Origin of the sequence: Microbacterium sp. CFH 31415, from assembly GCF_022538185.1 — a bacterium.
GTDB lineage: Bacteria > Actinomycetota > Actinomycetes > Actinomycetales > Microbacteriaceae > Microbacterium.
In genome coordinates this window covers 141,279-163,869 of the sequence record NZ_JAKYXC010000005.1, presented here as the reverse complement: position 1 = coordinate 163,869, position 22,591 = coordinate 141,279, and the positions used below count along the sequence as shown (strand labels likewise).

Annotated in this window: 26 protein-coding genes and 1 tRNA gene; 17 read left to right on the top strand and 10 right to left on the bottom strand. The window is 66.3% G+C overall.

Translation table 11 applies throughout. The features are described 5' to 3' along the window. The first annotated feature begins 7 nt into the window (after positions 1-7). Together MK786_RS07405 and MK786_RS07400 are read left to right on the top strand one after the other, a co-directional pair. Positions 8-355 (top strand): hypothetical protein, encoded by a 348-nt coding sequence (locus MK786_RS07405; protein WP_241111582.1) that lies wholly within the window; start codon positions 8-10, stop codon positions 353-355. 276 nt (positions 356-631) lie between these two features. Further along, positions 632-1,021, top strand: coding sequence for a Pr6Pr family membrane protein (locus tag MK786_RS07400; protein WP_241111581.1), 390 nt, complete (start codon positions 632-634; stop codon positions 1,019-1,021). A gap of 160 nt (positions 1,022-1,181) precedes the next feature. On the opposite strand, the gene MK786_RS07395 is transcribed toward MK786_RS07400, so the two are convergent. Both MK786_RS07395 and MK786_RS07390 read right to left on the bottom strand, forming a co-directional pair. Next, on the bottom strand, positions 1,182-1,547 hold the full coding sequence (locus MK786_RS07395) for a hypothetical protein (RefSeq protein WP_241111580.1): 366 nt from the start codon (positions 1,545-1,547) through the stop codon (positions 1,182-1,184). 80 nt (positions 1,548-1,627) lie between these two features. Next, the gene (locus tag MK786_RS07390; RefSeq protein WP_241111579.1) at positions 1,628-2,128 is read right to left on the bottom strand and encodes a hypothetical protein; all 501 of its coding nucleotides are present in this window, start codon (positions 2,126-2,128) and stop codon (positions 1,628-1,630) included. 185 nt (positions 2,129-2,313) lie between these two features. Here MK786_RS07390 and MK786_RS07385 point away from each other — a divergent pair, with 185 nt between their 5' ends. Both MK786_RS07385 and MK786_RS07380 read left to right on the top strand, forming a co-directional pair. Continuing rightward, complete coding sequence (locus MK786_RS07385; RefSeq protein ID WP_241111578.1) at positions 2,314-2,889, top strand: hypothetical protein; 576 nt, start codon at positions 2,314-2,316, stop codon at positions 2,887-2,889. A gap of 383 nt (positions 2,890-3,272) precedes the next feature. Then, the gene (locus MK786_RS07380) at positions 3,273-3,629 is read left to right on the top strand and encodes a hypothetical protein (RefSeq protein WP_241111577.1); all 357 of its coding nucleotides are present in this window, start codon (positions 3,273-3,275) and stop codon (positions 3,627-3,629) included. Between the two features lie 113 nt (positions 3,630-3,742). Here MK786_RS07380 and MK786_RS07375 read toward each other — a convergent pair whose 3' ends face one another. The 4 genes from MK786_RS07375 to MK786_RS07360 all read right to left on the bottom strand — a co-directional run bounded on the left by MK786_RS07375 (position 3,743) and on the right by MK786_RS07360 (position 6,013). Further along, positions 3,743-4,039, bottom strand: coding sequence for a hypothetical protein (locus MK786_RS07375; protein ID WP_241111576.1), 297 nt, complete (start codon positions 4,037-4,039; stop codon positions 3,743-3,745). Positions 4,040-4,375: 336 nt separating this feature from the next. Continuing rightward, positions 4,376-4,801 carry a hypothetical protein gene (locus tag MK786_RS07370; RefSeq protein WP_241111575.1) on the bottom strand — a complete coding sequence of 142 codons (426 nt, stop codon included), beginning with the start codon at positions 4,799-4,801 and terminating at the stop codon, positions 4,376-4,378. Positions 4,802-4,863: 62 nt separating this feature from the next. Beyond that, positions 4,864-5,067 (bottom strand): hypothetical protein, encoded by a 204-nt coding sequence (locus MK786_RS07365; protein WP_241111574.1) that lies wholly within the window; start codon positions 5,065-5,067, stop codon positions 4,864-4,866. Positions 5,068-5,437: 370 nt separating this feature from the next. After that, the gene (locus tag MK786_RS07360; RefSeq protein WP_241111573.1) at positions 5,438-6,013 is read right to left on the bottom strand and encodes a hypothetical protein; all 576 of its coding nucleotides are present in this window, start codon (positions 6,011-6,013) and stop codon (positions 5,438-5,440) included. A 307-nt stretch (positions 6,014-6,320) separates the two neighbouring features. Between MK786_RS07360 and MK786_RS16430 the strand changes: the two genes are divergently transcribed. From MK786_RS16430 to MK786_RS07325, 7 genes are all read left to right on the top strand, one after another. Next, entirely contained in the window at positions 6,321-7,616 is a 1,296-nt protein-coding gene (locus MK786_RS16430) for a sensor histidine kinase (RefSeq protein WP_241111572.1), read from the top strand. 10 nt (positions 7,617-7,626) lie between these two features. Then, a complete protein-coding gene (locus MK786_RS07350; RefSeq protein WP_241111571.1) occupies positions 7,627-8,310 on the top strand; it encodes a response regulator transcription factor in 684 nt (227 codons plus the stop codon). 180 nt (positions 8,311-8,490) lie between these two features. Beyond that, positions 8,491-11,064 carry a class III lanthionine synthetase LanKC gene (gene lanKC / locus MK786_RS07345; protein ID WP_241111570.1) on the top strand — a complete coding sequence of 858 codons (2,574 nt, stop codon included), beginning with the start codon at positions 8,491-8,493 and terminating at the stop codon, positions 11,062-11,064. Between the two features lie 203 nt (positions 11,065-11,267). Beyond that, positions 11,268-11,549 carry a DUF3892 domain-containing protein gene (locus MK786_RS07340; protein WP_241111569.1) on the top strand — a complete coding sequence of 94 codons (282 nt, stop codon included), beginning with the start codon at positions 11,268-11,270 and terminating at the stop codon, positions 11,547-11,549. A gap of 251 nt (positions 11,550-11,800) precedes the next feature. Beyond that, a complete protein-coding gene (locus MK786_RS07335) occupies positions 11,801-12,934 on the top strand; it encodes a S8 family serine peptidase (RefSeq protein ID WP_308220030.1) in 1,134 nt (377 codons plus the stop codon). After that, entirely contained in the window at positions 12,931-13,260 is a 330-nt protein-coding gene (locus MK786_RS07330) for a hypothetical protein (protein WP_241111567.1), read from the top strand. Before MK786_RS07335 ends, MK786_RS07330 begins: the two co-directional genes overlap by 4 nt. Next, entirely contained in the window at positions 13,257-13,757 is a 501-nt protein-coding gene (locus MK786_RS07325) for a hypothetical protein (protein WP_241111566.1), read from the top strand. The genes MK786_RS07330 and MK786_RS07325 overlap by 4 nt, the downstream gene beginning before the upstream one ends. On the opposite strand, the gene MK786_RS07320 is transcribed toward MK786_RS07325, so the two are convergent. Continuing rightward, positions 13,758-14,840, bottom strand: coding sequence for a hypothetical protein (locus tag MK786_RS07320; protein ID WP_241111565.1), 1,083 nt, complete (start codon positions 14,838-14,840; stop codon positions 13,758-13,760). Positions 14,841-14,950: 110 nt separating this feature from the next. Between MK786_RS07320 and MK786_RS07315 the strand changes: the two genes are divergently transcribed. Together MK786_RS07315 and MK786_RS07310 are read left to right on the top strand one after the other, a co-directional pair. Continuing rightward, a complete protein-coding gene (locus tag MK786_RS07315; RefSeq protein ID WP_241111564.1) occupies positions 14,951-15,634 on the top strand; it encodes a hypothetical protein in 684 nt (227 codons plus the stop codon). Beyond that, the gene (locus MK786_RS07310) at positions 15,627-15,860 is read left to right on the top strand and encodes a hypothetical protein (protein ID WP_241111563.1); all 234 of its coding nucleotides are present in this window, start codon (positions 15,627-15,629) and stop codon (positions 15,858-15,860) included. The genes MK786_RS07315 and MK786_RS07310 overlap by 8 nt, the downstream gene beginning before the upstream one ends. Positions 15,861-16,825: 965 nt before the next feature. On the opposite strand, the gene MK786_RS07305 is transcribed toward MK786_RS07310, so the two are convergent. Together MK786_RS07305 and MK786_RS07300 are read right to left on the bottom strand one after the other, a co-directional pair. Then, positions 16,826-17,080 (bottom strand): helix-turn-helix domain-containing protein, encoded by a 255-nt coding sequence (locus tag MK786_RS07305; protein WP_241111562.1) that lies wholly within the window; start codon positions 17,078-17,080, stop codon positions 16,826-16,828. Between the two features lie 468 nt (positions 17,081-17,548). Continuing rightward, on the bottom strand, positions 17,549-17,965 hold the full coding sequence (locus MK786_RS07300; protein WP_241111561.1) for a hypothetical protein: 417 nt from the start codon (positions 17,963-17,965) through the stop codon (positions 17,549-17,551). 135 nt (positions 17,966-18,100) lie between these two features. Here MK786_RS07300 and MK786_RS07295 point away from each other — a divergent pair, with 135 nt between their 5' ends. Then, positions 18,101-19,183, top strand: a complete 1,083-nt coding sequence (locus tag MK786_RS07295) for a site-specific integrase (RefSeq protein ID WP_241111560.1) — start codon at positions 18,101-18,103, stop codon at positions 19,181-19,183. Further along, on the top strand, positions 19,180-20,871 hold the full coding sequence (locus tag MK786_RS07290; RefSeq protein WP_241111559.1) for a hypothetical protein: 1,692 nt from the start codon (positions 19,180-19,182) through the stop codon (positions 20,869-20,871). Before MK786_RS07295 ends, MK786_RS07290 begins: the two co-directional genes overlap by 4 nt. Positions 20,872-21,071: 200 nt before the next feature. Here the strand turns inward: MK786_RS07290 and MK786_RS07285 are convergent. Beyond that, positions 21,072-21,155 (bottom strand) — tRNA-Leu (locus tag MK786_RS07285). Positions 21,156-21,310: 155 nt separating this feature from the next. Here MK786_RS07285 and MK786_RS07280 point away from each other — a divergent pair. Further along, entirely contained in the window at positions 21,311-22,057 is a 747-nt protein-coding gene (locus tag MK786_RS07280; RefSeq protein ID WP_241111558.1) for a DUF3662 and FHA domain-containing protein, read from the top strand. Next, entirely contained in the window at positions 22,054-22,590 is a 537-nt protein-coding gene (locus MK786_RS07275) for an FHA domain-containing protein (protein WP_241111557.1), read from the top strand. The genes MK786_RS07280 and MK786_RS07275 overlap by 4 nt, the downstream gene beginning before the upstream one ends. Position 22,591: the final 1 nt, after the last annotated feature.

Here is a 22,591-nt window from a genome sequence, read left to right as displayed (position 1 = left end):
GACGCAGGTGCCCGCCAACAAGCAGTCGGGTCGCATCTTCGGCGCGGTCGCGCTGGGCATCGCAGCGACAGTGTTCGGCGTCCTCAGTTTCGGTGAGGCGAGCCTGGCGGGACTCGCGTGGGGGCCGGGTGGGCTCGTCCAAACGGCCGCATGGAATCCAGAGAGCCCGGTCAGTCTTGCTGTCGCGTTCGTCTATCTCGCGGTCGCGGTGGGACTTCTCGCGCTCGTCGCCGTCACCTGCCTGAAAGGTCCCAGGAAGCTGCGCGGGCTTGCGCTCGTGGTGTGCAGTGCGAGCGTCGGGCTGATTCTCATCGTCGGCGCAGTCACCCTGAGCCCCGCTTCGGTGTGGATCTGAGGTCGCAACCGCGCGCGGTGAGCACCACAGCCGTCGGTTGGTGGCGAATTTCTGCTGGTTGCGGCGTCGCGGGGGTGCTGTTGTACGCGTATGCGCTGCGCGTAGTTGCCGGCAATGGAGGCGCGCTCGATTTCTTCGGATACTTCACGAACATCACGAGTCTGCTCACGAGTCTCACCTTCATCGCCGTCGGCATCGCCACCATTCGTCGAGACGCCCTCGGCACTTGGTTATGCACGGCTCGCGCAGTCGCGACTACCTGCCTGATACTCGTGGGTGTCGTACAACGTTCTCGTCCCGGGAACGGGAAGCGCGCCCGTCTGGGTCAGCGTCGTCCTTCACGGCATTTTTCCTCTGGCGGCGGCGCTGGACTGGCTGGTCATCGGGGACCGTGAGCCGCAACTGTGGCGGCACCTCTGGGTGGTGCTGCCTTACCCGCTAACCTGGCTCGCGGTCACGCTCTACCGAGGAGTCACGGACGGCTGGGTCCCCTACGGGTTTCTGCTGCCGCAACGCGGTACCGCGTCGATCTTGCTGCACGTCACTGGCCTGCTGTGCTTGCTCGTGGCTGCCGGCATCGTTGTATGGGCAGCCAGCAGGACGCGAGGAGCGTGGCGACCCGTTCGCGTGACCGCGGACGACGAATCGTCCTCCCCAACCCGCTGATTCGTGTCGCACCGCGACGCTCCAGCTCTCGCTAGCCACAAACGAGTCGTAGCGACGTCGGCCGACTTGTCGGAAACGCCAAGTGGCCCACACGCGGCCACCGCTCCTCGAAATGCATGCGTTGTGCGGGCGCGCTTTGGCACACGCTGGGGGAGGCCGCTCAGCTGGCGGTGGAGTTGTCCCAGCGCAGTTCGCTCTTCCAGGTGTTGAAAAGCGGATACCCGTTGCTGTTGTACACGTGCATCGTCACCTGCATTCGGCAGAGAGCTCCGCCGGGGATGAAACACAGGCCGGTGAAAGCTGGCGTCACTCCCCACTCCTTATTGACCCATTTGTCGGACCAAACCTTGCCGTTGTTGTCGATGAGATTGATGGTGCCCGCGGCTATGTACCACCTCGCGCCGCCGTCGATAGCGATGTCGATGAATCTGAACTGCACGGTTCCTTTGAGATTCCGCCAGGTGTAGTAGTTGACCGGATTGTCACTGCCCTGCGACGCACCGGGGTATGCATAGGACCAAGCCATGGGTCTCCTTTGAGTGGGCGACGTCGAGTGCACCCGCCAAGGCGCGCTCGAGCTGGGGGATCGCGGTGATTGGGATGAGGTCAGGGCAGCGAGAACGTGATCTCGTTGTTGCAGACACCGCTCGCTCTACCGCCGGCAGTGGCGACGGTATAGGGATCGAGGTTGTAGACATCGCCGGGGTAAATGCCGATTCCGCAGAACCTCACCGCGTTCAGCAGGTCGAGTTCCATCTCGGTGATGCAAAATCGCGCAGCGACAGCAGAGGCGACATCGCCCGGCGCGGCAGTGTAGGTGGCGGGGGCCCCGTCAGCGTTCACGGTAGCTTCACCTGTGGCAAATTCCCGCGAACCAAGGTCACGCATGTGGGCAAAGTGCGCCGCCGACAGCGTTCCACTGTCGATGGGATCAACCATCGGAATAGTCTCGTCGCCAGGGTTGCAGCGGTCGCCGGTGGTTTCTTCTTGCATGAGTGACTGCGATGCAGCCTCGGTGCGTGCCTCGCTCTCGCTCGGTGCCGGCCAGCTGCATCCGGCGAGCAGGAATGCGAGAAGGGCGACGAGAGTGAGGCTGGCTGACCGCATGCGGCGATGCTAATGGAAAGCGGTAACCCGCTGCAGTCGCTTGTGAGTCGGATCCGCCCGAAGATCGTTGAGGCGGACGAGATGCTGCGTGCTACGTTCTGTGCCCAACGACGCCACCCGAAACCCGGTGACGTCCTGCGGCGACACAGCCCCGCCCGATGATGGGCCGAACGAAGGATCAACAAATGCCTCGCAATCGTGACATTGCTCTCTCCAGGCGAGCGGTACTCAAAGTTGCTGCCGCCGGAGGGGTGAGCCTCCTGGTCTTGCAGCCTGGGGCGGCATTCGGAGCCAGCGGACCGAGTGGCGAGGCTCTGACGGCAGACGTCGACTCGTACCTGGCGGCGACCATGCGAAAGGGCCTCACCACCCTGGATGGCATCCACGCGGAGTATCGGGAGGCGGCATCCAAGTTCCCCTTCGCACTGCCTTCGGGCTGGACTTTTCCCGCGGAATCGAGCCTGACAAACCCCCTCACCAGCGTTTCGTCTGCAGATACCGAGGTCCTCTGGGAGCGCGGCAACGGCGCAGCCGAGGTGTACCTGTACTGGCAGAGCGCGGTGGCCACGGAAGCTTACGAGGCGCACTTGCGCGGAGACTCCGCGCAAGTCGAACGCTCCCTGAACCAGCTTGAGTCTGGCTACTCGTCCCCCGTCCGTCGGGCGGTGCTCGAAGACCCGAACGACGGATTTCTGAGGATCGAGGTCGCTGCCGCTCGGGGTGGGGATTTCAAGAGCCTTAAGAGTGTCGCCATCGACTGATCCCGCCCGCCGTCCGCGGTTTGCGCGGCGCAACGGCTTTGGTCTGCCCGTACGAGCTTTGGTCTCGACAGGGGATTCGGGCGGATTTTTCACCCGATGGGATGAGTCGCGCTCCCGGCGTGTGGCACAGACCATGGAGGACGGTGTGGGGTTTCGGCTGGTGTACCTACAGGACGCACGCACCGTGATCAGACGCATGGCAACGTGTATTACGGTCGGAAGCTCGTGCCCCTCTATTACGCGATTCAACGGACCCATGCGTCCTTGAGGTGACGACGACGTCCCGCGCCCTTGAGGAGGTGTCCTTGAGCTTACGAAGCGAACGGGCCAACCAGTCGCCAGGTCCGCTCAACGGGAAGGACGGGCGCGTCGTCGCATGGACGGTGACCCTCATCGTCCTTGGCGGCTATGTCGTATGGCAGCTGCTCGGCGTGGCGACGGTCAAGGACGCCGTTCCCCCAGCGTGGCTGATCACGGTGCCGACCGGTGCATCGATGGTGGGAGAATCGCGAATCGGGCGGGAGCCGTACCGGGCTACAACCTACGTGACGATCCGGCCCGCGAACGGACAGAACCATGTTGATCTGATGGACCAGATGGGACTGTCGGAGCAGCCGACTCAGATCGGTTCCCACTTGCTCGACTGGCGCGCCGTGTGGGTGTACGGCCTGCCCGTACCGGATGGTGTCGAGTTCCGAGTGGTGTACCTGCGGGACACGGGTCCCGGCCCCGCGCCGTGACCTCGGAGGACAAACCGGTACGCAAGCCTCCGAGGCGCACCGTCGGCGACTGCCGACTTCGGGCTGAGACCGCCGGCGGAGTCGTTCCCAGCGGTCTTCCTCGGGAAGCGCGGTCAGCCGCCGGTGAACGCGACAGTCGCCACTTCGGATCCGGCCTCCTCGCAAGCGTTGAAGACCGCGGCCAGCTGCTCATGCCAGGCGTCCGATCCAATCTCGGTTCGGCCCGCGGCGGCCAACGGTACCGGCGGCACCGCAGCCTGCAAGGCGGTAACAGCCTCGCTCACCGGGCCCTCAGTTCGAGTGGGGACGCTGGCGAGCACCGTTGTTGCCAACCGATACCAGCCGCCCTGCTCCTGCGCGCCCATGCGACCCTCGCCCACCGCGGCATCGGCGTTGAAGGTGACTGACACGACCTCACCGATTGCCAGGCAGGTGTCGGCGTCCGTGACCGCGCCTGCCGATGCGGGGACTGCGGCGCTGCTCTGGCCGGGGGTGGGCGCCTGGGATCCAGTCGCCGGCGTCGCGCACCCAGCCACTGCAAGGGTGCTTGTCAGCACGACGGCCCCGAGGAGCGTTCGAAGGCCCGTCGAATGGGGCGCCGCATCCTCGGTTTTGCGCGGACGGTTTCCAGGCGCTAGTGAATTCATCACGTCGTCCTTCCGTTGTGGGTTGCGTGGTTGGTCAATTCGAGCGGCCCGCGAGGGCACTGGCATGGCTGGGGCCTGCGCGCAGTGCGAGCCACGGATTCAGCCAAGGTAAGGGGTGAAAGTCAGCGAGATACTGAAACTGACCTTTGGGTATGTCTCATAGCAGCTCTGGCCAGGCAGCGCCGTCCCATACATCGTGCCGTTGTCAAAGAAGAACCGGCTGTTGACCGCGAAGTTCCCGCTGGGCGAAATGCTGATGTTCTTGGTGACGCCAAGCTCGTTCTTGTTCCATTCCACATACCCAACCTGGACGTTCGAAGAGTTTCGGAGGCCGATGCGGAGACGCGTCGGCAGGTTCCGATAGGTCGTGTTGCAACCATCCTTGTAGTTGTCGCACGTGAACCAGTTGAGCTTCACCTGACAGACGCCAGACTGCATGGCGCGCATGGTGGGCCAACTGATAACCCCGGTGACCGAGGTCGAGGCTCCGCCTCCATGCGAGCCTGTCGTTGTAACTGTGACCATTCTGTTGTTCCTTTCGATAGACGAATCGCCTCTGTCGTGAAGGCGGTGAAGATGGCTTTGCTTTACCCGCGCAGGTCCCCGACGAAGCCGTTGCACACGCCGCTCTCACTGGCGAGGTCCTGGTCCCGCACGCGCCCATCTCCGTCAATGAGCACGTTCGGATAGGGCACGTCCGGCGTGGTCTGTTGGGCACGCGAGGCGTACTCCTTGGCGGCAACCGGGTCGTTCTCCACGAAGTACGCGTCCCACGCAGCGAAGACGAGCATGCAGTGGTAGATGCCCGCGGACGTGGTGTACCTGTCCCAGTCGCCGCCGCGTGGGTACTCGCCGGCGGGAGTGCCCGTCAGTGACTCTGGCCAGGAGAAGCCGGGTGGCAGCGGCTCAGGCCAGGCAGCGATCTCAGCGAGGTACGCGCTGTCTCGAGGATCGACGGAAGTCGGCGACGGATCCGGGTCGGGAGCGGTCGAAACGGTCGGAGTTGTCGTGGGCGAGCTGGTCGCGTGGGAGGTGGGGCGGATGGCTTCCTCCGGCGTGGTGGCGGCGGAGCACCCACACAGAGAGATCGTGACGGCCAGGGCGGCCGCGCCTCGCACGACCTTGCATTCCGGGGTCACGTGAGAATCCAGGCCCGCCGGCCTACCCCTGACCCGGGGCCCCGAGGCCGCCGGCATCGCCCGGCGCGCGCAGCGAGGCTGATCCCGGGACCACCCCGATCTCGGCGCGCACCGCCACTCCGTCGGCTGTCTTGGCGACGGTGTACGCAATGCCTTCCAACGCACCCTGCAGCGGCACGTTCCCCAGCGAGACGAGGTCGACGTCCTCGTCGGCCGGAATGGCGGGATGCGTAGGCACAACCAGGTCGGCCGTGGGGTGGGCGCCCAGCCAGTTCGCTGTCGCGGCGACACTTGCCCCTGCGATGGTCCAGTAGGCGGTTTTCACCACCGTCGGCTCGTACCACCATTCGGTTCGCTGCACGTCGAAAAGCGGTGACGGGCTAGTGGCAGCACGTTCAGCGCCGGGAGGGAGAGCCGCCTTGGACAACCAACCGGCCGCCTTCTGGGCCGCTTGGTTCTCCGACAGCCCGCCTGCGGCCGCGAGGGCTGGGTCAGCGAACGCAGCGCTCACAGGCTGAACCAGGATGACCGCGGCCCCGGCGAGGGCGACGCGCAGCATGGTGCGGCGTGAGACGTCGGACGGTTCGACTCTGGACATCGGCCACTCCTCTTTGATCAGGTGCGGGCATGCTATGGCTGGCGCAAATCTGGTCGCAGGCCTCTGAATGCCGGAGCTCGCGGTCCGTCAGCGCCGCAGCGGGGCACCCGCTGGAGGAGGACCGGACCCGACAACCCCGTGTTATCGCGGCCCGTTGGCATCCGGCTTGCGCTGGAAGGGGTGAGAGGACCGCACTGGACAGCCCAGCACGGTGGTTTCGGGCGGATGAATTCCCGTACTCGACTTCGTCCGAATGGACGACATGGGGAGGATGTGAGAGCACATCTGGGCAAACTAAGGTCGTGGGGTGAGCGCCCTCGCCGACACCCGCCCCGACGATGCCTCGACGATCTCGCTTCATGATGACGATGCTGCTGACCGGCTCCTAGGCACCCGCCGTTCCGCGTTCGTCCTGGCCCTGACGGTCTTGGTGACCACGACGGTTCAGGTGCTCGTGCAGCCCCTGGCTGTGCTCATCGAGGGCCAGTTCGAGTGGACGCTCGCGCTTGCCCCGCCGCTGATGATCTTCGTCCTCGTTCTCGGTTGCGTCGTGCAGGCGGCGGCATTCCTGGTCAGCGACCGACGCCCAGAAGTAACAGTGCTGGTCTCAACCGCTGTGTACATAGGCATGACCGTGGGGTTGGCAGTGCCGACCTGGTTGATTGGGATGTACCTCGTCATCGCCCTGGCACTGTTCCTGCTCGCTGCCCGGCGGGCGTTGACGGTCTCGGTCGTGTGGCTGGTGGGGGTCGTGGTGGTGACAGGGGCCGTGCTGCTTGTTTGGACTCTGACGATGGGGTTGGCGTACAGCGTTGCCATCAGCTTCGTCACGCCCGAACTCATCCGGATCGCCGCGCCCGCCGTCGCCGCGACCGCACTGGGCGCTTGGTGGCGCACCCAAGTCCGGCGCGTCCGCCTCGCGCGTATCCAGGCGGAGACTGCCAAACGGGAGCACGACACCCGCGTTCAACAAGCTGCGCAAGCAGAGCGCGCCCGGATCGCTCAGGAGCTCCACGACGTAGCCGGACAGCATCTGGCCGGTCTCATCACTCTGGCCGACGCCGCGTTGACGATTGCGCCGGCGCGTCCAGAGGATGCGCTGGACCTCGTCGAAGAGGGGCGCACCGCGGGCGGTTGCGCCGCGCCCCGGCGGGCGGGCGCGGTGGCGGCCCGCCGCGGGGGCGGCGCCGCGCCGCGCGGGACCACGCAGGACCTTCGCCAAGCGAACGACCTCGTCGAGTACTGGAGGAAGCGAGGCATGAGCATTCAGCTGACCACCACTGGGCCCATCGACGAACTGCCGGCTGTCGTCTCCACAACCGCATACCGATGCACTCAGGAGGCCATCACCAACGCCGCCAAGCACGCACCGGGTTCCGGCGTCGAGGTGAGCATCACCGCTCACCACGACCGCCTCGAAGCGGCCATCGCAAACGGCGTGTCGCCCTCTGGGAGCATCCCCGTCGATGGGCTTGGCCTCGGATGGGGCCTCACTGGCAATCGTGAACGCGTCGACCTGTTGAGGGGCACACTGGTATTCGGTACGACTCCTGAGGGCGGGTGGATGGTGCGGTTTGTCATCCCAGTCGCCCAAGCCGACTGAGATTGAGACGATGACCACTCGCCCCAGGCCGATCCGCGTCCTGATTGCCGACGACAACCGATCCGTGCGAAAAGGTCTGCGGTTGCAGTTGGAAGCCGCCGGAGGCATCCACGTCATCGGCGAAGTGTCCAACGGAGTAGATGCTGTCGCGGTCGCACGCCGCGAGCACGCTGACGTCGTGCTGATGGACCTCCAGATGCCGGGCATGACGGGCGTCGAGGCCACGCGCGAACTCACCCGACCAACCGGCGAGCCGCCAGTCGCGGTGATTGTGATGACTTCCTTTTCGCTGGACGGCTACGTCACTGACGCCCTCGATGCGGGCGCGAGCGGCTACCTGCTCAAGAGCCACGACACAGATCAGCTGCTCACGGCAATCCGAGCCGCGATGCGCGGTGAAGCACTCCTGTCGGGTGTGGTCACGGCGCCGGTCCTCCGCGAGTTCGCGCGGCGTGGCGCGACCAACCCCGAGACGGTGGCGCAACTGTCGGCCGCGGAGCGGCGTGTCGTCGCTGTGCTTTCCAGCGGGACCACCAGCAACGAGCAGATCGCAGAGCGCCTGCAGGTTTCGGTTCACACGGTTCGCTCCCAGATGCAGTCCGCCCTGAAAAAGGTCGGCATGGAAGACCGTACGCAGCTCGCCCTCTGGGGCGCCCGCAATCACTTGGACCGAGACGTCGACTCACTCATTTGAGTGAACTTTCGACGTCGAGCGCGTCGCCCACGAAGGCTCGCCGCATCCCACGTCCCGCGCCGAAACCGCGCAAACCAGCGGTCCCGTCCTTCCTCAGCCAATCCGAGGCGAGGGCGGCTGAGGTGATGGAGCCTGCCCGCCGCTCTTCAGAATGTCGTGCAACCACCCTCGCCGACATTGATGGACCAAGTGGACGCAACCTATCCGCTGTACGCAACCTCCGACCCGGTCTTCTACGACAAGCCGCGCATCGCCGCCGCTAACGAGGCCGACCGTTTCGCTCCGGTCGTCGAATTCACGCCTGACAGCTGGCGGCAAACCGATGACGATGTCTGGTCACATCGCACCCCGCGCGGAGCGACCCTCCCCGAGCAGGGATGGAAGATCCATGTCAGCGCGACGATGCAGACCGCCAACGCCGTCTTGGCTCACGTATCCCGCTACTGCCACCGCAACGCTCTCCCGTTCAAGTTCCTGCGAACGCGTCGCATCCTGGAGGCAACGCTCGCCAAAGACGGTGACCGCCGCCTGTCCGGCAAGTTCATCGTCATCTACCCCACGTCGCCCGCAGACCTCGAGTCGCACCTGACCAACCTCGACACCGCCCTGGGCGGGATGCCGGGGCCGTACGTGCTCACAGACCTGCGGTGGAAGCGAGGCCCCGTTTTCGTGCGGTATGGCGCGTTCGTGCGTCAGTTCGTCAACGACAACGGCATGGATGTGCCGGCGATACGCGACTTGGATAGCGGCCGGCTCGTTCCCGACGTCCGCGAGACCTCTTTCCATGTTCCCCCGTGGGTGCAGATACCGGCCTTCCTGCAGGTGGAGCTCGACCAGCTGGGCATGGACGCGCCCGCGGGATTCCCCAAGGTGCGAGGTGCATTGCACTTCTCCAACGCTGGCGGGGTGTACGAGGCGGAGCTCGACGGCCGTCCGGTGATCCTGAAAGAGGCCCGCCCGCACGTGGGGTGTACACCCGACGGGCGAGACGCCGTGCAGCGACTCCAGGACGAAGCCGCACTGCTGCAATCGCTGGCTGGCCTTCCGGTGCCGGCCGTCGTCGAAACGTACGACGCGCACGGGCATGCGTTCCTTGCGATGGAACGCATCGATGCACCCTCGCTGAACGCCGCCGTGGCCTCGCGCCACCCGCTCGCGAACTCCCATCCCTCCCACCGGGAGCGTCGCGAGTACCGGGAATGGGCGACCGCGGTCTCCCACTCACTGCGGAACGCGGTCTCGGCCCTCCACGCCAGCGGTCGAGCACACGGTGACCTTCATCCCGCGAACGTCCTCGTCCGTGGGGACCGCACCGTCGTCCTCATCGACCTCGAGATGTCTCGTCGTATCGATGACTCCGCGACCGGACGCATCGGCGCGCCCGGCTATGTCGCGCCCGACGCCAGGAGCGGGAGCGAGCAGGACCTGTACGCCCTGGCTTGCATCGAACTCTTCATGTTCGTGCCTCTGATCCCGCTGCTGAATCTTGACGAGGCAAAGGCTGGGGCGTTGGTTCGAGAGGCAGCAACTCAGTTCGACCTCGCCCCGTCGTGGATCGAGCGGCAGCTTACGAGCCTGTCCCGGCGAGGTGCCGCCGACGCCGGCGCCACTGTGGTCATGGATCCGCTTGTCGCCGTTGCCGAAACTCTGGTGGCTGACGCAACACCGGCTCGGGCTGACCGGCTATGGCCGGGGGACCCGGCCCAGTTCCGCCAGCCGTCCACAAGCCTCGCGCACGGCGCACTCGGCGTGTTTGTGGCACTTCATCACGCAGGCATCGAGCCGTCCCCGGAGCACCTCGCCTGGGTAGAACGCGCGGAAGCACGCCTGGCCGGCACCGAGCGACGGCTCGGCTTGCTCGATGGCTTCGCCGGCACGGTGTGGCCATACCGGCAGCTCGGCCTGCACGAACTCGCCGACCGCCGGCTCGACCAACTGATGAACAGTCGCCTAGACGGGCTCGGGTCCAATCTCTATGGAGGCTTGCCTGGGGTCGGGCTGACGATGCTCGCGGAAGCCGGCAGAACGCAGGGTGTCAACGACGCGACCGTGGACATCGCCACGCGGCTACAGGATCGGTGGCAGGCAGAGCCGCCCTCACGGGTTGCCACCGGCGCAGGCGGACTTATGCGCGGAGCGACCGGCACTGCGCTCTTCAGCCTGCGCCTCTACGAGACCACCGGAGACCGAGAACATCTGCGGATGGCGACCGAGGCTCTGGACTTCGACCTCCATTCTCTCCAGCCGGGGAGGGACGGCTCACTTCAGGTCGATGAGGGGTGGCGGCTGCTTCCCTACCTTGGCAGCGGGTCCGCAGGAATCGGAATCGTCCTCGCGCAGCTGCTCACACACCTGCCGGGCCACAGCCGCTACCTCGAGCTGCTCGATGGCATCGCAACGGCAGCGACGGCACCGTTCACAGCCCAGAGCGGTCTCCTCGAGGGCCGCGCCGGTCTGATCCAGTTCCTCCTCACGCTTGAGCGCACCGGACTGGCCACGCCCGCCACCTCCGACGCCCTGCACCGGCATGTGGGCGCTCTCGAGCTGCACACGATACGTCGGGGCAACCACGTCCGCTTGGCAGGCAACGGGGTGTTACGCGCCTCCTGCGACCTCGCCACCGGCGCGGCCGGCGTGCTCGCCACCCTCATCGATTACAACGCTCACCGGAACGGCCAGTCCCGAGAATCTGCCTGCCTTCCCTTCCTCGCACCTACGCCGTTCGCTGCGGCCCAAGTTCAAGGGGGGAGGTGAGATGAATGGGCTACCTCCTGTCACTTCAGGCGCTCGAACGTGCCGATGACCACAAGGCCGACATGATGTTCGCCAGCACGTTGAGTGCTGCGTGCGTCAGCACCCTGTCCGCCAGCGTCTGCTGACATCCAGTGCGGGGCGCGGACCGACTGCCGCGCCTCGCACACCACTTACCCCCTTACCGCCGTCAGGAGACCAACACCATGGCGATAGAGATCACCCACGTCCGATTCGGTGGCACCACAAGAACTGAGGACGACATCGTCCGGTACCGATGGACCAACATTCAAACCGGCACCACCGGCGACAACGACAAACCGACCATGGTGCTCTGGGTTGGGAAAGCGGAGAACACCGCCCACGTCGGCAGCGGAACCGACCGCGTCGACGTTGGCGTCGTCCGCCCGACAGGAGCACAGCCATTTCTGCGCACGCACGCCGACGGAACGTGGACGAACAATCTGCTCAACCTGCCAACGTTCTGACGCAGCGGACGGCTGGTGCGGTGCGGACTTCGTGTGAATGAGTGAAATCGCCCGAGCTAGCTTCAGCTGTCCGCGACAGCGTGACGAATCCTTCAACCGAGACGTGCCGCTGAGTTCAGCGACCCGATTACCATCAGCGCTCCGACGGTCCTCCGCGCGTCCTGCCGGGCCGGTCAGACGGCGCGAGCGAGCGCTCACCCCGGGACTAGGCTCAACGCAACTCGCCCCCTCAAGGCGAGAACCGCGGCAATCTGCTGGCGCTGCCCGACGGAAAGCACTGGCTCAACGACTACCCCGCGTACCTGAGGGAGTCCTACGCCCGGGTTGCTGCCCCCGGCACGGCCGCGTTGGCACTGACCGTCGGGTCCCAGGCGCACTCGAGCGAACCGGACCGCGAACGGTTCCCGCGGGCGCAGCGGATCACCACCGCGGGTCAGCCGTCGCCGTTCTCACGCACTGGACCGACCGGTTCGAAGAGGCAGAAGCCCGAGTTCGCCGGTCACGGCGGAAGCTGGGCGTGGAATCACGACATCGACGACGTGCTCATCAACGACTCGAACGTGTCAACCATCACCCTTACCCCCGCCAGCGGCGGGCGGCTGTTCACCGCGGTCGCCGGCACCAGCTACGCCGCCCCGTATGTCGCCCACGAAGTAGCAGATATCGCCACACGGTATCCGGCAGCCGGCGCCAACCTGCTGCGGGCACTGACGGCATTGTCGGCGGAGCCGCCGGACCGCATGCCCACCGTGCAGCACGCCGCCTACGGGGTGCCGCAGGCTGAGAACGTGCTCGAAAGTGAGAACAACCGCGCGATTCTTGTGCACGAGGGAGCCATCGCCGGCAGTTCGTACCAGGTAATCCCGCTGCCTATCCCGGACGAGTTCACCGAAGGGAGCTGGGACCGGGAGCTTCGTATCGCCGTGGCCTTCGACCCTGGCGTCCGGCGCAGTCGGCGCGACTACATCGCCTGCCACATCGAGGTGGACTTCGTCCGCAACCTCACCTTGGAGCAGGTCAAAGCCATCTACCGGGAGCAGCCGACCCGGAAGCAGCGCCAGCAGCAGGGGCTCAAGTTTGTGCCGTTGCCCTCAGGACACGACAGGCCGGGCCTTAGGCCCGGGACCCAGTCAGTCGGCGCTGACACGGTCTTCTGCCGGCGGTACCGCACAGGGGGGAACTCGTGGAACGTCGATGACGAGAACTACTTCCTGGTGGTGACCCACACCTACAGCCCGTGGACGGAGGGGCAGAAGAAGGAGTACCCGACACAGACGTACGCCCTGGCCGTGGAGCTGCTCGCTCACGGCAAGTCCGACCTCAATCTTCACGCCCTCACCCAGGCGCAGCTGAACGCACGAGGAAGGACCCGCGCGAGAGCATGAGCACGCCACCGCACCTGTCCACCACGTGGGGCCCGAACGAGTCCGCCGCCTTCAATGACGACCTGGAGGCGTCGTTCATGCTCGCGCCCTCCGCGAAAGGCAAGCGGCTCACTTTCATCGGGAAGTGCCCGTACTGTGCGGGCCCGGTGAACTACACCGTCGATCTGGAACTGGTGCCGAGCGTGCCCGGGGCACCCGTCGGCCAGGGTGTCAGCGAACTGGTCACCGTTATCGAATGCACGTGCACCGAACCTCACCCCGGCCGCCCGCCCGGCACCCAGGGGTGCGGGCAGCGATGGACAACCGTCGTGGAGGTCGCGAAATGACCACGTACAAGGTGAAGGCGATTCGGCGGTCTACACAGGATGAACTGGCGGCGCACACCCGCCTGAAGGACATCGCCGCCAACCAGTTGCCAGCGGTACGGCAAGCGGCCGAACGCTGGCGCACCGGCGCTGGACTATCGGGCGGGGCAGTCGCGGTCGCGGGCATCATTGCAGCCCCGGAGGTGCTCCGGGAGGCAACCGACCGTCAGCTGGTGCAGGGGCTGATTGTTCTGACCGTGACCATGGTGGTTGCGCTGGTCGCAGTGGGGCTGGGACTGCGGGCATCCATCGGCTGGCCGGCGCTGCGCAACATCGCAAGCGTGGAGGCGCTACGGGATTGGGAGCTCGGCGAGGTGCGCACCAGTCTGCGTTGCCTGCGGTGGTCGATGTACCTCACCGTGGTGACCATCGCCCTGGCCGCGGTGGCTGGGGCCGTTCTGCTGTTCGGCTTCGACCTGTGCACGCTTCAGATCCCCGCCGGTCCTCCGGACAAGTAGTCAGCGGTTTGTCAGCGCCGCCCACGCGGTGCCCAGCCGCGTCCGGAACCCGGGGCCGCTTCCCACGTCTGTCAGCTCCCGAATCGTCCGGGTGCTGTCGCGGTAGCTTCGCGCCCACAGTCGAGCCCGCGCCGCGCGGAACCCTCCCGACAGTGTCCAGTCCACCAGAATCCGCGGCGACCGGCGCAACGGCCAAAGCGCAGAGAGGTTGACGGCGGCCGTGATGGCGACGAGCGCGGCCGTCAATGGCCCCGCCGGGTCGACGGCCTCGCCCAGACTCAACACCATCCCAGCTGTGAACACCCAGACGAGCGCAACCCCGGCGCCCGCCAGCACCTGCGCGGTTACGGTTCTCGCAGCCAGCATCCCGGCGACGAACGAACCGAACAGGCACGTCGCGGCCGCCCAGCTCAGCAGAAGGGGGAGGGTCAGCCATTCGCTGAGCCATAGCCAGCCGCCCGTCACGCCGAGTACCGCCCCGCCCACAAGCGTCACGGCCAGGAGATTGACAGTCAGCACAGCCCACAGACGCCGCTGCGAGCGTGGTCGAAGCGCCTCCAGCTGCGTGCGAGCCCGGGCCTGACTCTGGGTGGCGTCAGCAAGCTGGATGGATGGTTCGAAGACGACGAACCCACCCAACTGCACGGTCAGGAAGAACATCACACCGCTGGCGGGGATCACCGCGAACAGCGGTCCCAGCATGCCGGTCGTGCTCACGCAGTACACCACCACGAGAACAAGCGCCGGGACAATGGCGGCGAAGCTCAGTTCCGCCACCCCGCCGAGGATCCGTCGCCTCCAGGCCGCGTTGGACACCTGACCCAGTTGCTCACCGGTGACCAGGACGTAGAAGCCGAGAAGGGTGGGAACGTACACCCCGAATACCCACCCGATCTCGTCGAGGACTTCCCCGCCGGCCTGCACCGTCGCGGGCCACATCCGCACCCAGTCCATCCCAGCGGACAGCCAGAGCACCAGGAACGCCACCGCTCCGGTGATGAGGACGAACGCGCCGATCTCGACGACGGACTCCCGGGCCGGTCGAGCGGCGGTGTCCAGCTCGGCGGTCGTCGTCTTCCCCATCCCGCCACGGTACCGGGATACCTGCCGGAGCCACTGGCACGATCTCGCTCAGGACATGTATATCAGGCCCGTTCTATGGTGCTATTGTGCGTGTCATCCGGGGAGGTGACATGGACAGCGAGAGGGATGCATCTAACGAGCGGTACCGCCCGGTGGTAGCCATCGAGGTCGACGGGCTCCTCGAACGGCCGGTCCTGCCAGGTCCGGCACCCGCAGACGTCATCGAACTCGAGATCACCATGCGGCGTCAGGTCTACCCCACGGCGACGAGGGCAGAGCCGTCCTGGGACGCCGAGGAGGCGTGGCGGGCGCTTCACTGGTTCTCCCGGCTGGGCGTGGACTGGGTGAAAAGGGTCCTCGCCGAAGGATCAGAGGTCGTCTGGGCAAGCACGTGGCGCGAGTACGCCAACGTCTACTTCGCCGATCCGCTGGGCCTCCCCGCTCTCCCACTCGGCGTGCGGCTGGACAGCGGCCGGCACGAAGACGTACTGAGCTGGAAGATGCACCAACTTGCCGGGTCGTATGCGGGCCGCCCGCTTCTCTGGGTGACCGACCAGCTCCCCATGTCGGGCGGACGCGCGTTGGCTGCGCTGCGCGGCCCGCGGGACCGGTTCCTCACCGCCGTGCACCTCATCACCTTGAACTCGTGGATCTCGGAGGGCGATGTGCAGCGAATGGACCGGTGGTTGGGGCTGACACGGACCAAGGAAGGCCACGCCGAGCTCCGGCGACTGCGAAGGCGGTACCAGGACCAAACCCGACAACGTCGCAGAGAACGCGAACGTGATGGATGAGGGCTTCGACACCGAGGTGCTCTATCGGCAATGGGTGGAGGTGGTCGAGCGGCTCACGGAGGCGACCGCTCGAGGCAGTGGGCTTCCCGAAGCGCTCGCGACCTATGTCATCGACCGCGCTGGCGCCATCCTCCTCGACGAGGTGAGAGCGCTCCGCCACACGTACGGCACCGTCGCGGACCCGCCGGCTGAGGAGCTCTGGCCGCTGCTCGAGCTGGGCGATTGAACTGCCGAGGAATCCTCGTCGGTTCCGGGCGAACCATCCGGGATCTCCGGACAGTTCACCCGCGGATGAGTCCCACGACCATCCGGGGATGCGCTCGAGCATGAGCCGCTGAAACGAGCTGAGATCTTCACGACGCAGAGCGCCAAGCCAGCGCACTGCCGCGGCCGGGACGCCGCTGTCACCGCGCTCCGGGAGCCGACCGTGCACCCGCACGAAGTCGATGATCTGCCGGCGGCGGACAAACCAGCGCCTGGCCTCCGTACCGCGGGTGTAGCCGTGCAACTCGTCGATGAATCCATCGAGTTATTCGAGCGAGCCGCGCTCGTCGTCGGTCAGGGTGTCCGGGTCGCGGAGGTGGAGATTGCCGAAATCTCCCCAGTAGGTGTCGTCCATCCTCCTTCCATGCGCGGTTGCAGCGACCGACGTGCGCACTGGTAGCGGCATCGCGCCGACGAGCGGCGTACCATCCCGGCATGACGACGTGGTCGCGCTGGGACGGGCGAGTCCCGTAACTCTCCGGCAGTTCGACCCGATGTGGCCATCGCTCATCGCCGTCCCACAGACGTGGACATTGCGGCTGGGGGGCGGGCCCCTCGAATTCGTCGCCGACAAGTACCGCGACCTCGACGCCGACGCTCTGGCCGAGCTGCTGGATGCGGCGGGGCGCCCGGGGATGGTGCTCGGCCGACCGCACGCGGGTGCGGACCTGCGGGGGTCTGCGGTTCGTGGACTCGACCGACGAGGCACTCGTCCAGGTCGCCGACATTCTCGGTGGAGTCGGCAGGCAGCCCGGCTGGCCACGACCGGAGTGTTCGACGACGAGCTTCAAGTCTTGGCGAGCGAGATGCTGGATTACAACGTGATGTGCTCCACCGGGTCACCCATCGACACGCTCGTGGACCTGCGCCCTCCTGCCTACGTCGCGAGGTGGTGGGCCGGCTAGGAACGGGAACGGCATGCGCGGGCTAGAGCTCAGCGTCCGCCATGAGCCCGGCCACCGAGACCTCGAGGACGGCAGCCAAGCCGGACAGCGTCGCCATGCGCGGGTTGGATGGGCCAGCCCCATCCTTACGGCCGGTGGACCTGCCCGCCTCGATGAGCTGCAACTGGTTCTTGGTGATGCCGGCCTGGTAGGCGAGGGACTCCTGCGACAGGCCTCGGTCGTTGCGGAGACGGCGAAGGGTGGCGCCCAACTGCTCGGCCTTCGCTTCGTTCCACATCGCTAAACAGGATGTGCAACGGACCCGCAAAACCACACCCTATGCATACGGCCTGTTATACATGCCCCGAGTCTACGAGTTGGACATGTCCAACGGTGGTTCGTGCGCGCAGGCCCCGCCGACCAGTCGTATCAGGTGTCGGCCTGCGCATCGTGCCATGTCGCGTACTGCGGGTTCGCCTCCGCGAGACGCTGGAACTCGCGTGAGAGCCGTGGCGAAGATCGAAGCGGGACGAAGCCCGGAGCCGGGCTTCCTGCTCGTCGCGAGGCTCGCGACGGCGCTGCGCCCCCGAATGAGCGGACGCCAGCGCACAGTCTTCGACGCAGCGCTCGCTGAGCTCGTCGGCCTAGGGGACGTTCACTGACCGCTTCGCGGGCGACCAATGCGCCACAGCCATCTATTTACGACCTGATATATCAGGTCTAGGATGCATGCCATCCCGTGACTTTCGCGAGGAGACCCCATGCATCAGCGCAGCGGTGGTGCTGTGCGCGTCGGCGTAGGTGCCGGGGTCCTGGGTGTCCTCGCGCTCAACTTCGGTGAGAACGACTGCTCGAGGTACTGGGCGACGTACACAGCGACGAGCGGGAAGTGGGACGCCCAGAACGTCAGATCGGCGAATGTCGCGGTGGTCTCGCCACGCAGCACCCGGCGCTGCCGGTCCAAGCTCAGGCCAGGCACACCCTCGAAGTCCGCCAGGAATCGGGGCAGGCTCGTCTCGCTGATGCTCAGTCCGCTTTCGACGTTCCTCGCGATCCGATGCTGGATCATCGCCGACCGGTACCGGTGGTCCGAGGCGGAAACCCCTTCAGCGGGTGCGATGTCGCCATTGGCTGTGCCGAACGCCGACGGGCTGGCCACGACCGAGCGGGGCTCGAACTTCATTCCAGACTTGTATCCCACCAGCAGTTCTTCCCTTCAGCGCGCCTGTTATCGGACACTCGCTGATTTTATGGCTAGATCACTGGATTCTCGGCTTAGTCGCCGTCATGACGTCCTGAGCTTCCGCCTAGGACAGGAATGCGAGAAGAATCCAAAGCCCCCGACTACCTCCACCGCGTCACCCGCTGGGGTGACACCAGCTGGGCGGCCGACAGCTATGACGTCGTCGCCCAGTACATCGGCTCCCTCAGCATGCCGAATCCGCCGCGCGAGCTCGCCCGCATCCTTGCGGCCAGGACCAAGACGAGGCCGGACGCGGGCGCGCTAAACGTCATGGCGACCAAGAAGCTGCCTGCAACAGCGGACTACCCCGAAATGGACGCGTTCGTTCGGGACGCGGTAGCAGTGGCCGCGCCGCAGACCGCGTACACGGCCAGCCTCGCGCTGCCCTACGTCGCCCGCTACGTCGTGTGGGCGGTACGCGACAGCGGGTGGCCGATGACCGTGGAGTTCCTCTTCACCGTTCGGGCCATCAACAGGTACACGACAAGCGCGAACCTCGACCTGAGTGAAGGCACCCGTGGAAACTACCGCTCCGTGCTCATGCGCATCAGTGAAGTGCTCCTGCCCGACGAGCACCCCGACAAGCTCAGCTCACTGAGCAACAGGACCAGTGCCGCGCCCTACACGCGTGAGGAGATGCGCGGGTTCCGCGCGTGGGCCACCAGCCAACTCACTGACGAGAAGCGCGACCGGGCGATGCTCATGCTCGTCCTCTGCGCAGGTGCCGGCATCCGCGCCAACGAAATCCTCCGCATCCACCCCGAACACGTCACCACCGACGAGAACGGCATCCTCGTCCGCGTCGCCACCGACACGCCGCGGGACGTCCCACTGCTCCCGGAATGGGAAGAGTGGATGGTCGCCCTCCTCGGGCGCCGACCTGCCGGCGAGCCGCTGTGGGGACACATTCACCGGAAGGACACCAGCAACCTCACTTCCGCATTCACCGAGAACAGCTACGGCGCCAGCAAGCGGCCGCGCGCTGACCGGCTACGCGCCACGTGGCTCACCCACCACCTGTACGCCCGCGGAATCAAGGACCTCTTCCGAGCCATCGGCGTCGAGAAGATGCAGCACCTGCACCGGCTCCTCGAGTTCGTCGAACTCCGCGACGACGACGAATACCGTCGCCTCCTCCGTGAGGAGGGCCAGGCGTGACCCCGGCGCAGGAGGCCGAGGTCCTCATGACCTACGACCGGCACATGCTCGAGGCAACCGGGCACATCCACGAAGACTACGAGCGCATCCGCGAGTCCGCGTCCACGTCACTCGAACGGGTCCAGCTTTGGGCTCGCCTCATCGACGAATCCGGCGTCGTCGAGAAGGTCGAGGCATGGGCACGCGCTGAGCGGAAGTCCAACGCTGGCCGCAAACCACACATGTCCTTCCGCACCGTGCTCGTCCTGTACATGATGCACATCGACGCCGGCGACAACCGCTACAACGCCGTGGCCCGCACCCTGTTCGCCCAGATGACCCCTGAAACCCGCGCGTACCTGGGTGTCCCCAGCCTCCGAGGAACCAAACGCGTCTGGTACCAGCGCTACCGTCGGTCACTGAACCGGGTGCTCGCCCTCTGCGAGCCGTGGACGGTAGACCGCAAGAGGAAGGCGACTGCGGAGGAGTACCAGAAGGCCCTCGCCTCCTACTCCGAAGAGCGTCGAACGCGCATGGACGAGCTCATCAACGACGTCATCCGGGCAACCGTGCGCCGGCTCCCAGCCGACATCCGCGCCACCTACAAGGGCAACGTCGCCCTCGACGCCACCCTCATCGAGGTCATCGGCAGGCCCAACCCAGGTAAGAAGCACAACGACCGTGACCGCTGGAACGTCGACGCGATGAGCGGTCGCTACAGCCGCGAAGGAACACACGAAGGCGTCGGGCACGAGGCAGACAAGGCCGGCTGGGAGGCGGAGACCGTCGTCACTGTCGCCAACAAGCCAGGCGCCCCCGACACGTTCCCCGTTCTCACGACCGGAATGACGGTCCACCAGCCAGGTCGTACTCGCCACGGCGGCCGCATCGCGATGTGGTACCACTCGCGAGAGTTCACCCGCGACGAACGTCACCTGCTGATGACCGACATGCTCTACCCCGGCCTCACCGTCGAGAACTTCCAGCTCCCCATCGCCAAGATGGGATTCCGCACGGTCTGGGACGTCCGCGAGACCAACGAAAAGGACAAGGCCAGCCGGGGGTCCGTTGACGACGCCATCGAAGTCGACGGCTGCCTGTACCTGAAGTGGATGCCGGTTGACCTCATCAACGCGACCATCGACTTCCGCCGCAAAGACAGCGACCCCAAGAAAATCGACGAAGACACGTACAACGCGCGCCTCAAGGCCCGCACGCCCTACCGGGTCATGGGTAAGGGCCGCCCCGAGGAAGACGGCAGCTTCCGGTTCTACTACCCGACCATCGACACGGTGAAGCACGCGTACGTCGACCACGCCACGGGCCGGGAACTGAAGAGGGTCGTCCTCAAGCAGAAGACGCTGACCGTGTCACCCGACGTCCCCGAGCACCTGCCCATCATCAAGCAACTGCAGATGTTCGAGCTCCGGAGCGACGACTGGCTCAAGTGGTACGGCATGCGGAACCGCGTCGAAGAGAACAACTACTGGCTCAAGCACGACGGGTTCAGCGACCTCGGCAACCCCGCCAAGCGGCGAGCGCGCGGCTACGCCTATCAGGCTCTGACCGCGGGAATCGCGGCTGCCGTATCCAACATGCGCCGCATCGTCAGCTTCATCGCCAACGCTGCAGCGGCGGCCATCGGCGAAACCGCTCCGCGGAACCGCCGTCACTACGACGACGACGGGAACCCGCTACAGCACCTCTAGCGCGGCGAGCGCTCCGGAACTGAAAACACGACCGAAAAGGCCCGCGAGGGCCTACTCGTGTTGGTGCTGGGACCTCGGATCGGGATTGTGTGGTCCGAGCGGGCGTTGAAACGACGAAACCGGCGGGAGATTGGCTCTCCTGCCGGTTTCGGTTCGAATAAACGAACACCTGGCCGTGAATAAAATCACACGGCCCGCTGTGCGCGAGGGGGGAGTTGAACCCCCACGCCCTTTCGGGCACTGGCACCTGAAGCCAGCGCGTCTGCCTATTCCGCCACTCGCGCGAGCCGCGGCATCCGAGGACACCGCGAAACTCAACTTCCCGAGGATATCACGCACCGCGCGCCCGCCCGAACCGGGCTTCCCGGGAGGCGGTCGCGGGCATCCCAGCCTGTGCAACTAGCATGTACCAACCGGCACCCCCCGTCCGAGGAGCCCCGTGGGACTACTTGACAGCTTCGAGAAAGGTCTCGAGCGCGCAGTGAACAGCGCGTTCGCGAAGACCTTCCGCAGCGGCATCCAACCTGTCGAGATCGCCTCCGCACTGCGGAGCGAGCTCGACAAGAAGGCTGCCGTCGTCAGTCGCGACCGCATCCTTGCGCCGAACACGTTCACCGTGCACCTCGCGCCCGCCGACGACGAGAAGATGGGCGCCCTCGGCGGCGCTCTCCAGCACGAGCTCGACACTCTCGTGCACAAGCACGCCAAGTCGCAGGGGTACTCGTTCGCGGGTCCCGTCTCGATCTCGCTGCAGCGCGACGACCAGATCGCCACGGGCACGCTCCGGGTCGAGTCGTCGACCGCGCAGGGCGGCCGAGTGTCGTGGCGCGGCGTCGTCGACATCGCCGGGAAGCGGCATCCGCTCGTCAAGGGCCGCACCGTGATCGGCCGAGGAAGCGATGCCGACATCACCGTCGCCGACGCCGGCACCAGCCGCAAGCACGTCGAGATCCTGTGGGACGGCGAGCGCGCCATGGTCCGCGACCTCAAGTCGACCAACGGCACGCTGCTCGACGGCCGCAAGGTGGGCGAGGCCGCGCTGCCGCCGGACTCGACCGTCACCATCGGCCGCACCGACATCGTCTTCCACGTCATCGCGCAGGCGGCCCCTCCGCCCAAGCCGACGATGACCGCCGAGGACGCCACACGCGCCTACGATCTGCGCGACGGAGGGCCGCTGTCGTGAGCGAGTTGACCCTCCTGCTCCTGCGCATCGGCTTCCTCGTGCTGCTGTGGGCCTTCGTCTTCGCCGTGATCTACTCGCTGCGCGCCGATCTCTTCGGCGTGAAGGTGCGCAAGATGCCGGAGGCCGCCGCCGCGGGCGCTCCGGCACCGGCCGCGGCCGGGCGCACCGCCGGAGCCGCCGCGCCGGTGGCCAAGGCCGCGGCACCACCCGCGGGCCCCAAGGGCGGACCGGCCACAGCCGGCTCGGTCTCGCGCATCGTCATCACCAGCGGGCCGAAGGCCGGCATCGAGCTGCCCCTCGGCAATGAGCCGCTGACGATCGGGCGCTCGAGCGAGTCGGCCCTCGTCATCCGCGACGACTACACCTCCAGCCACCACGCACGCCTCGTGCTGTGGGGTGACCAGTGGATGATCCAGGACCTCGACTCGACCAACGGCACCTGGCACGACGGCGCCCGCGTCACCGCTCCCGCGCCCGTGACCATCGGCGCGCCGATCAAGGTGGGCGCGACGACCTTCGAGCTCCGGAAGTAGC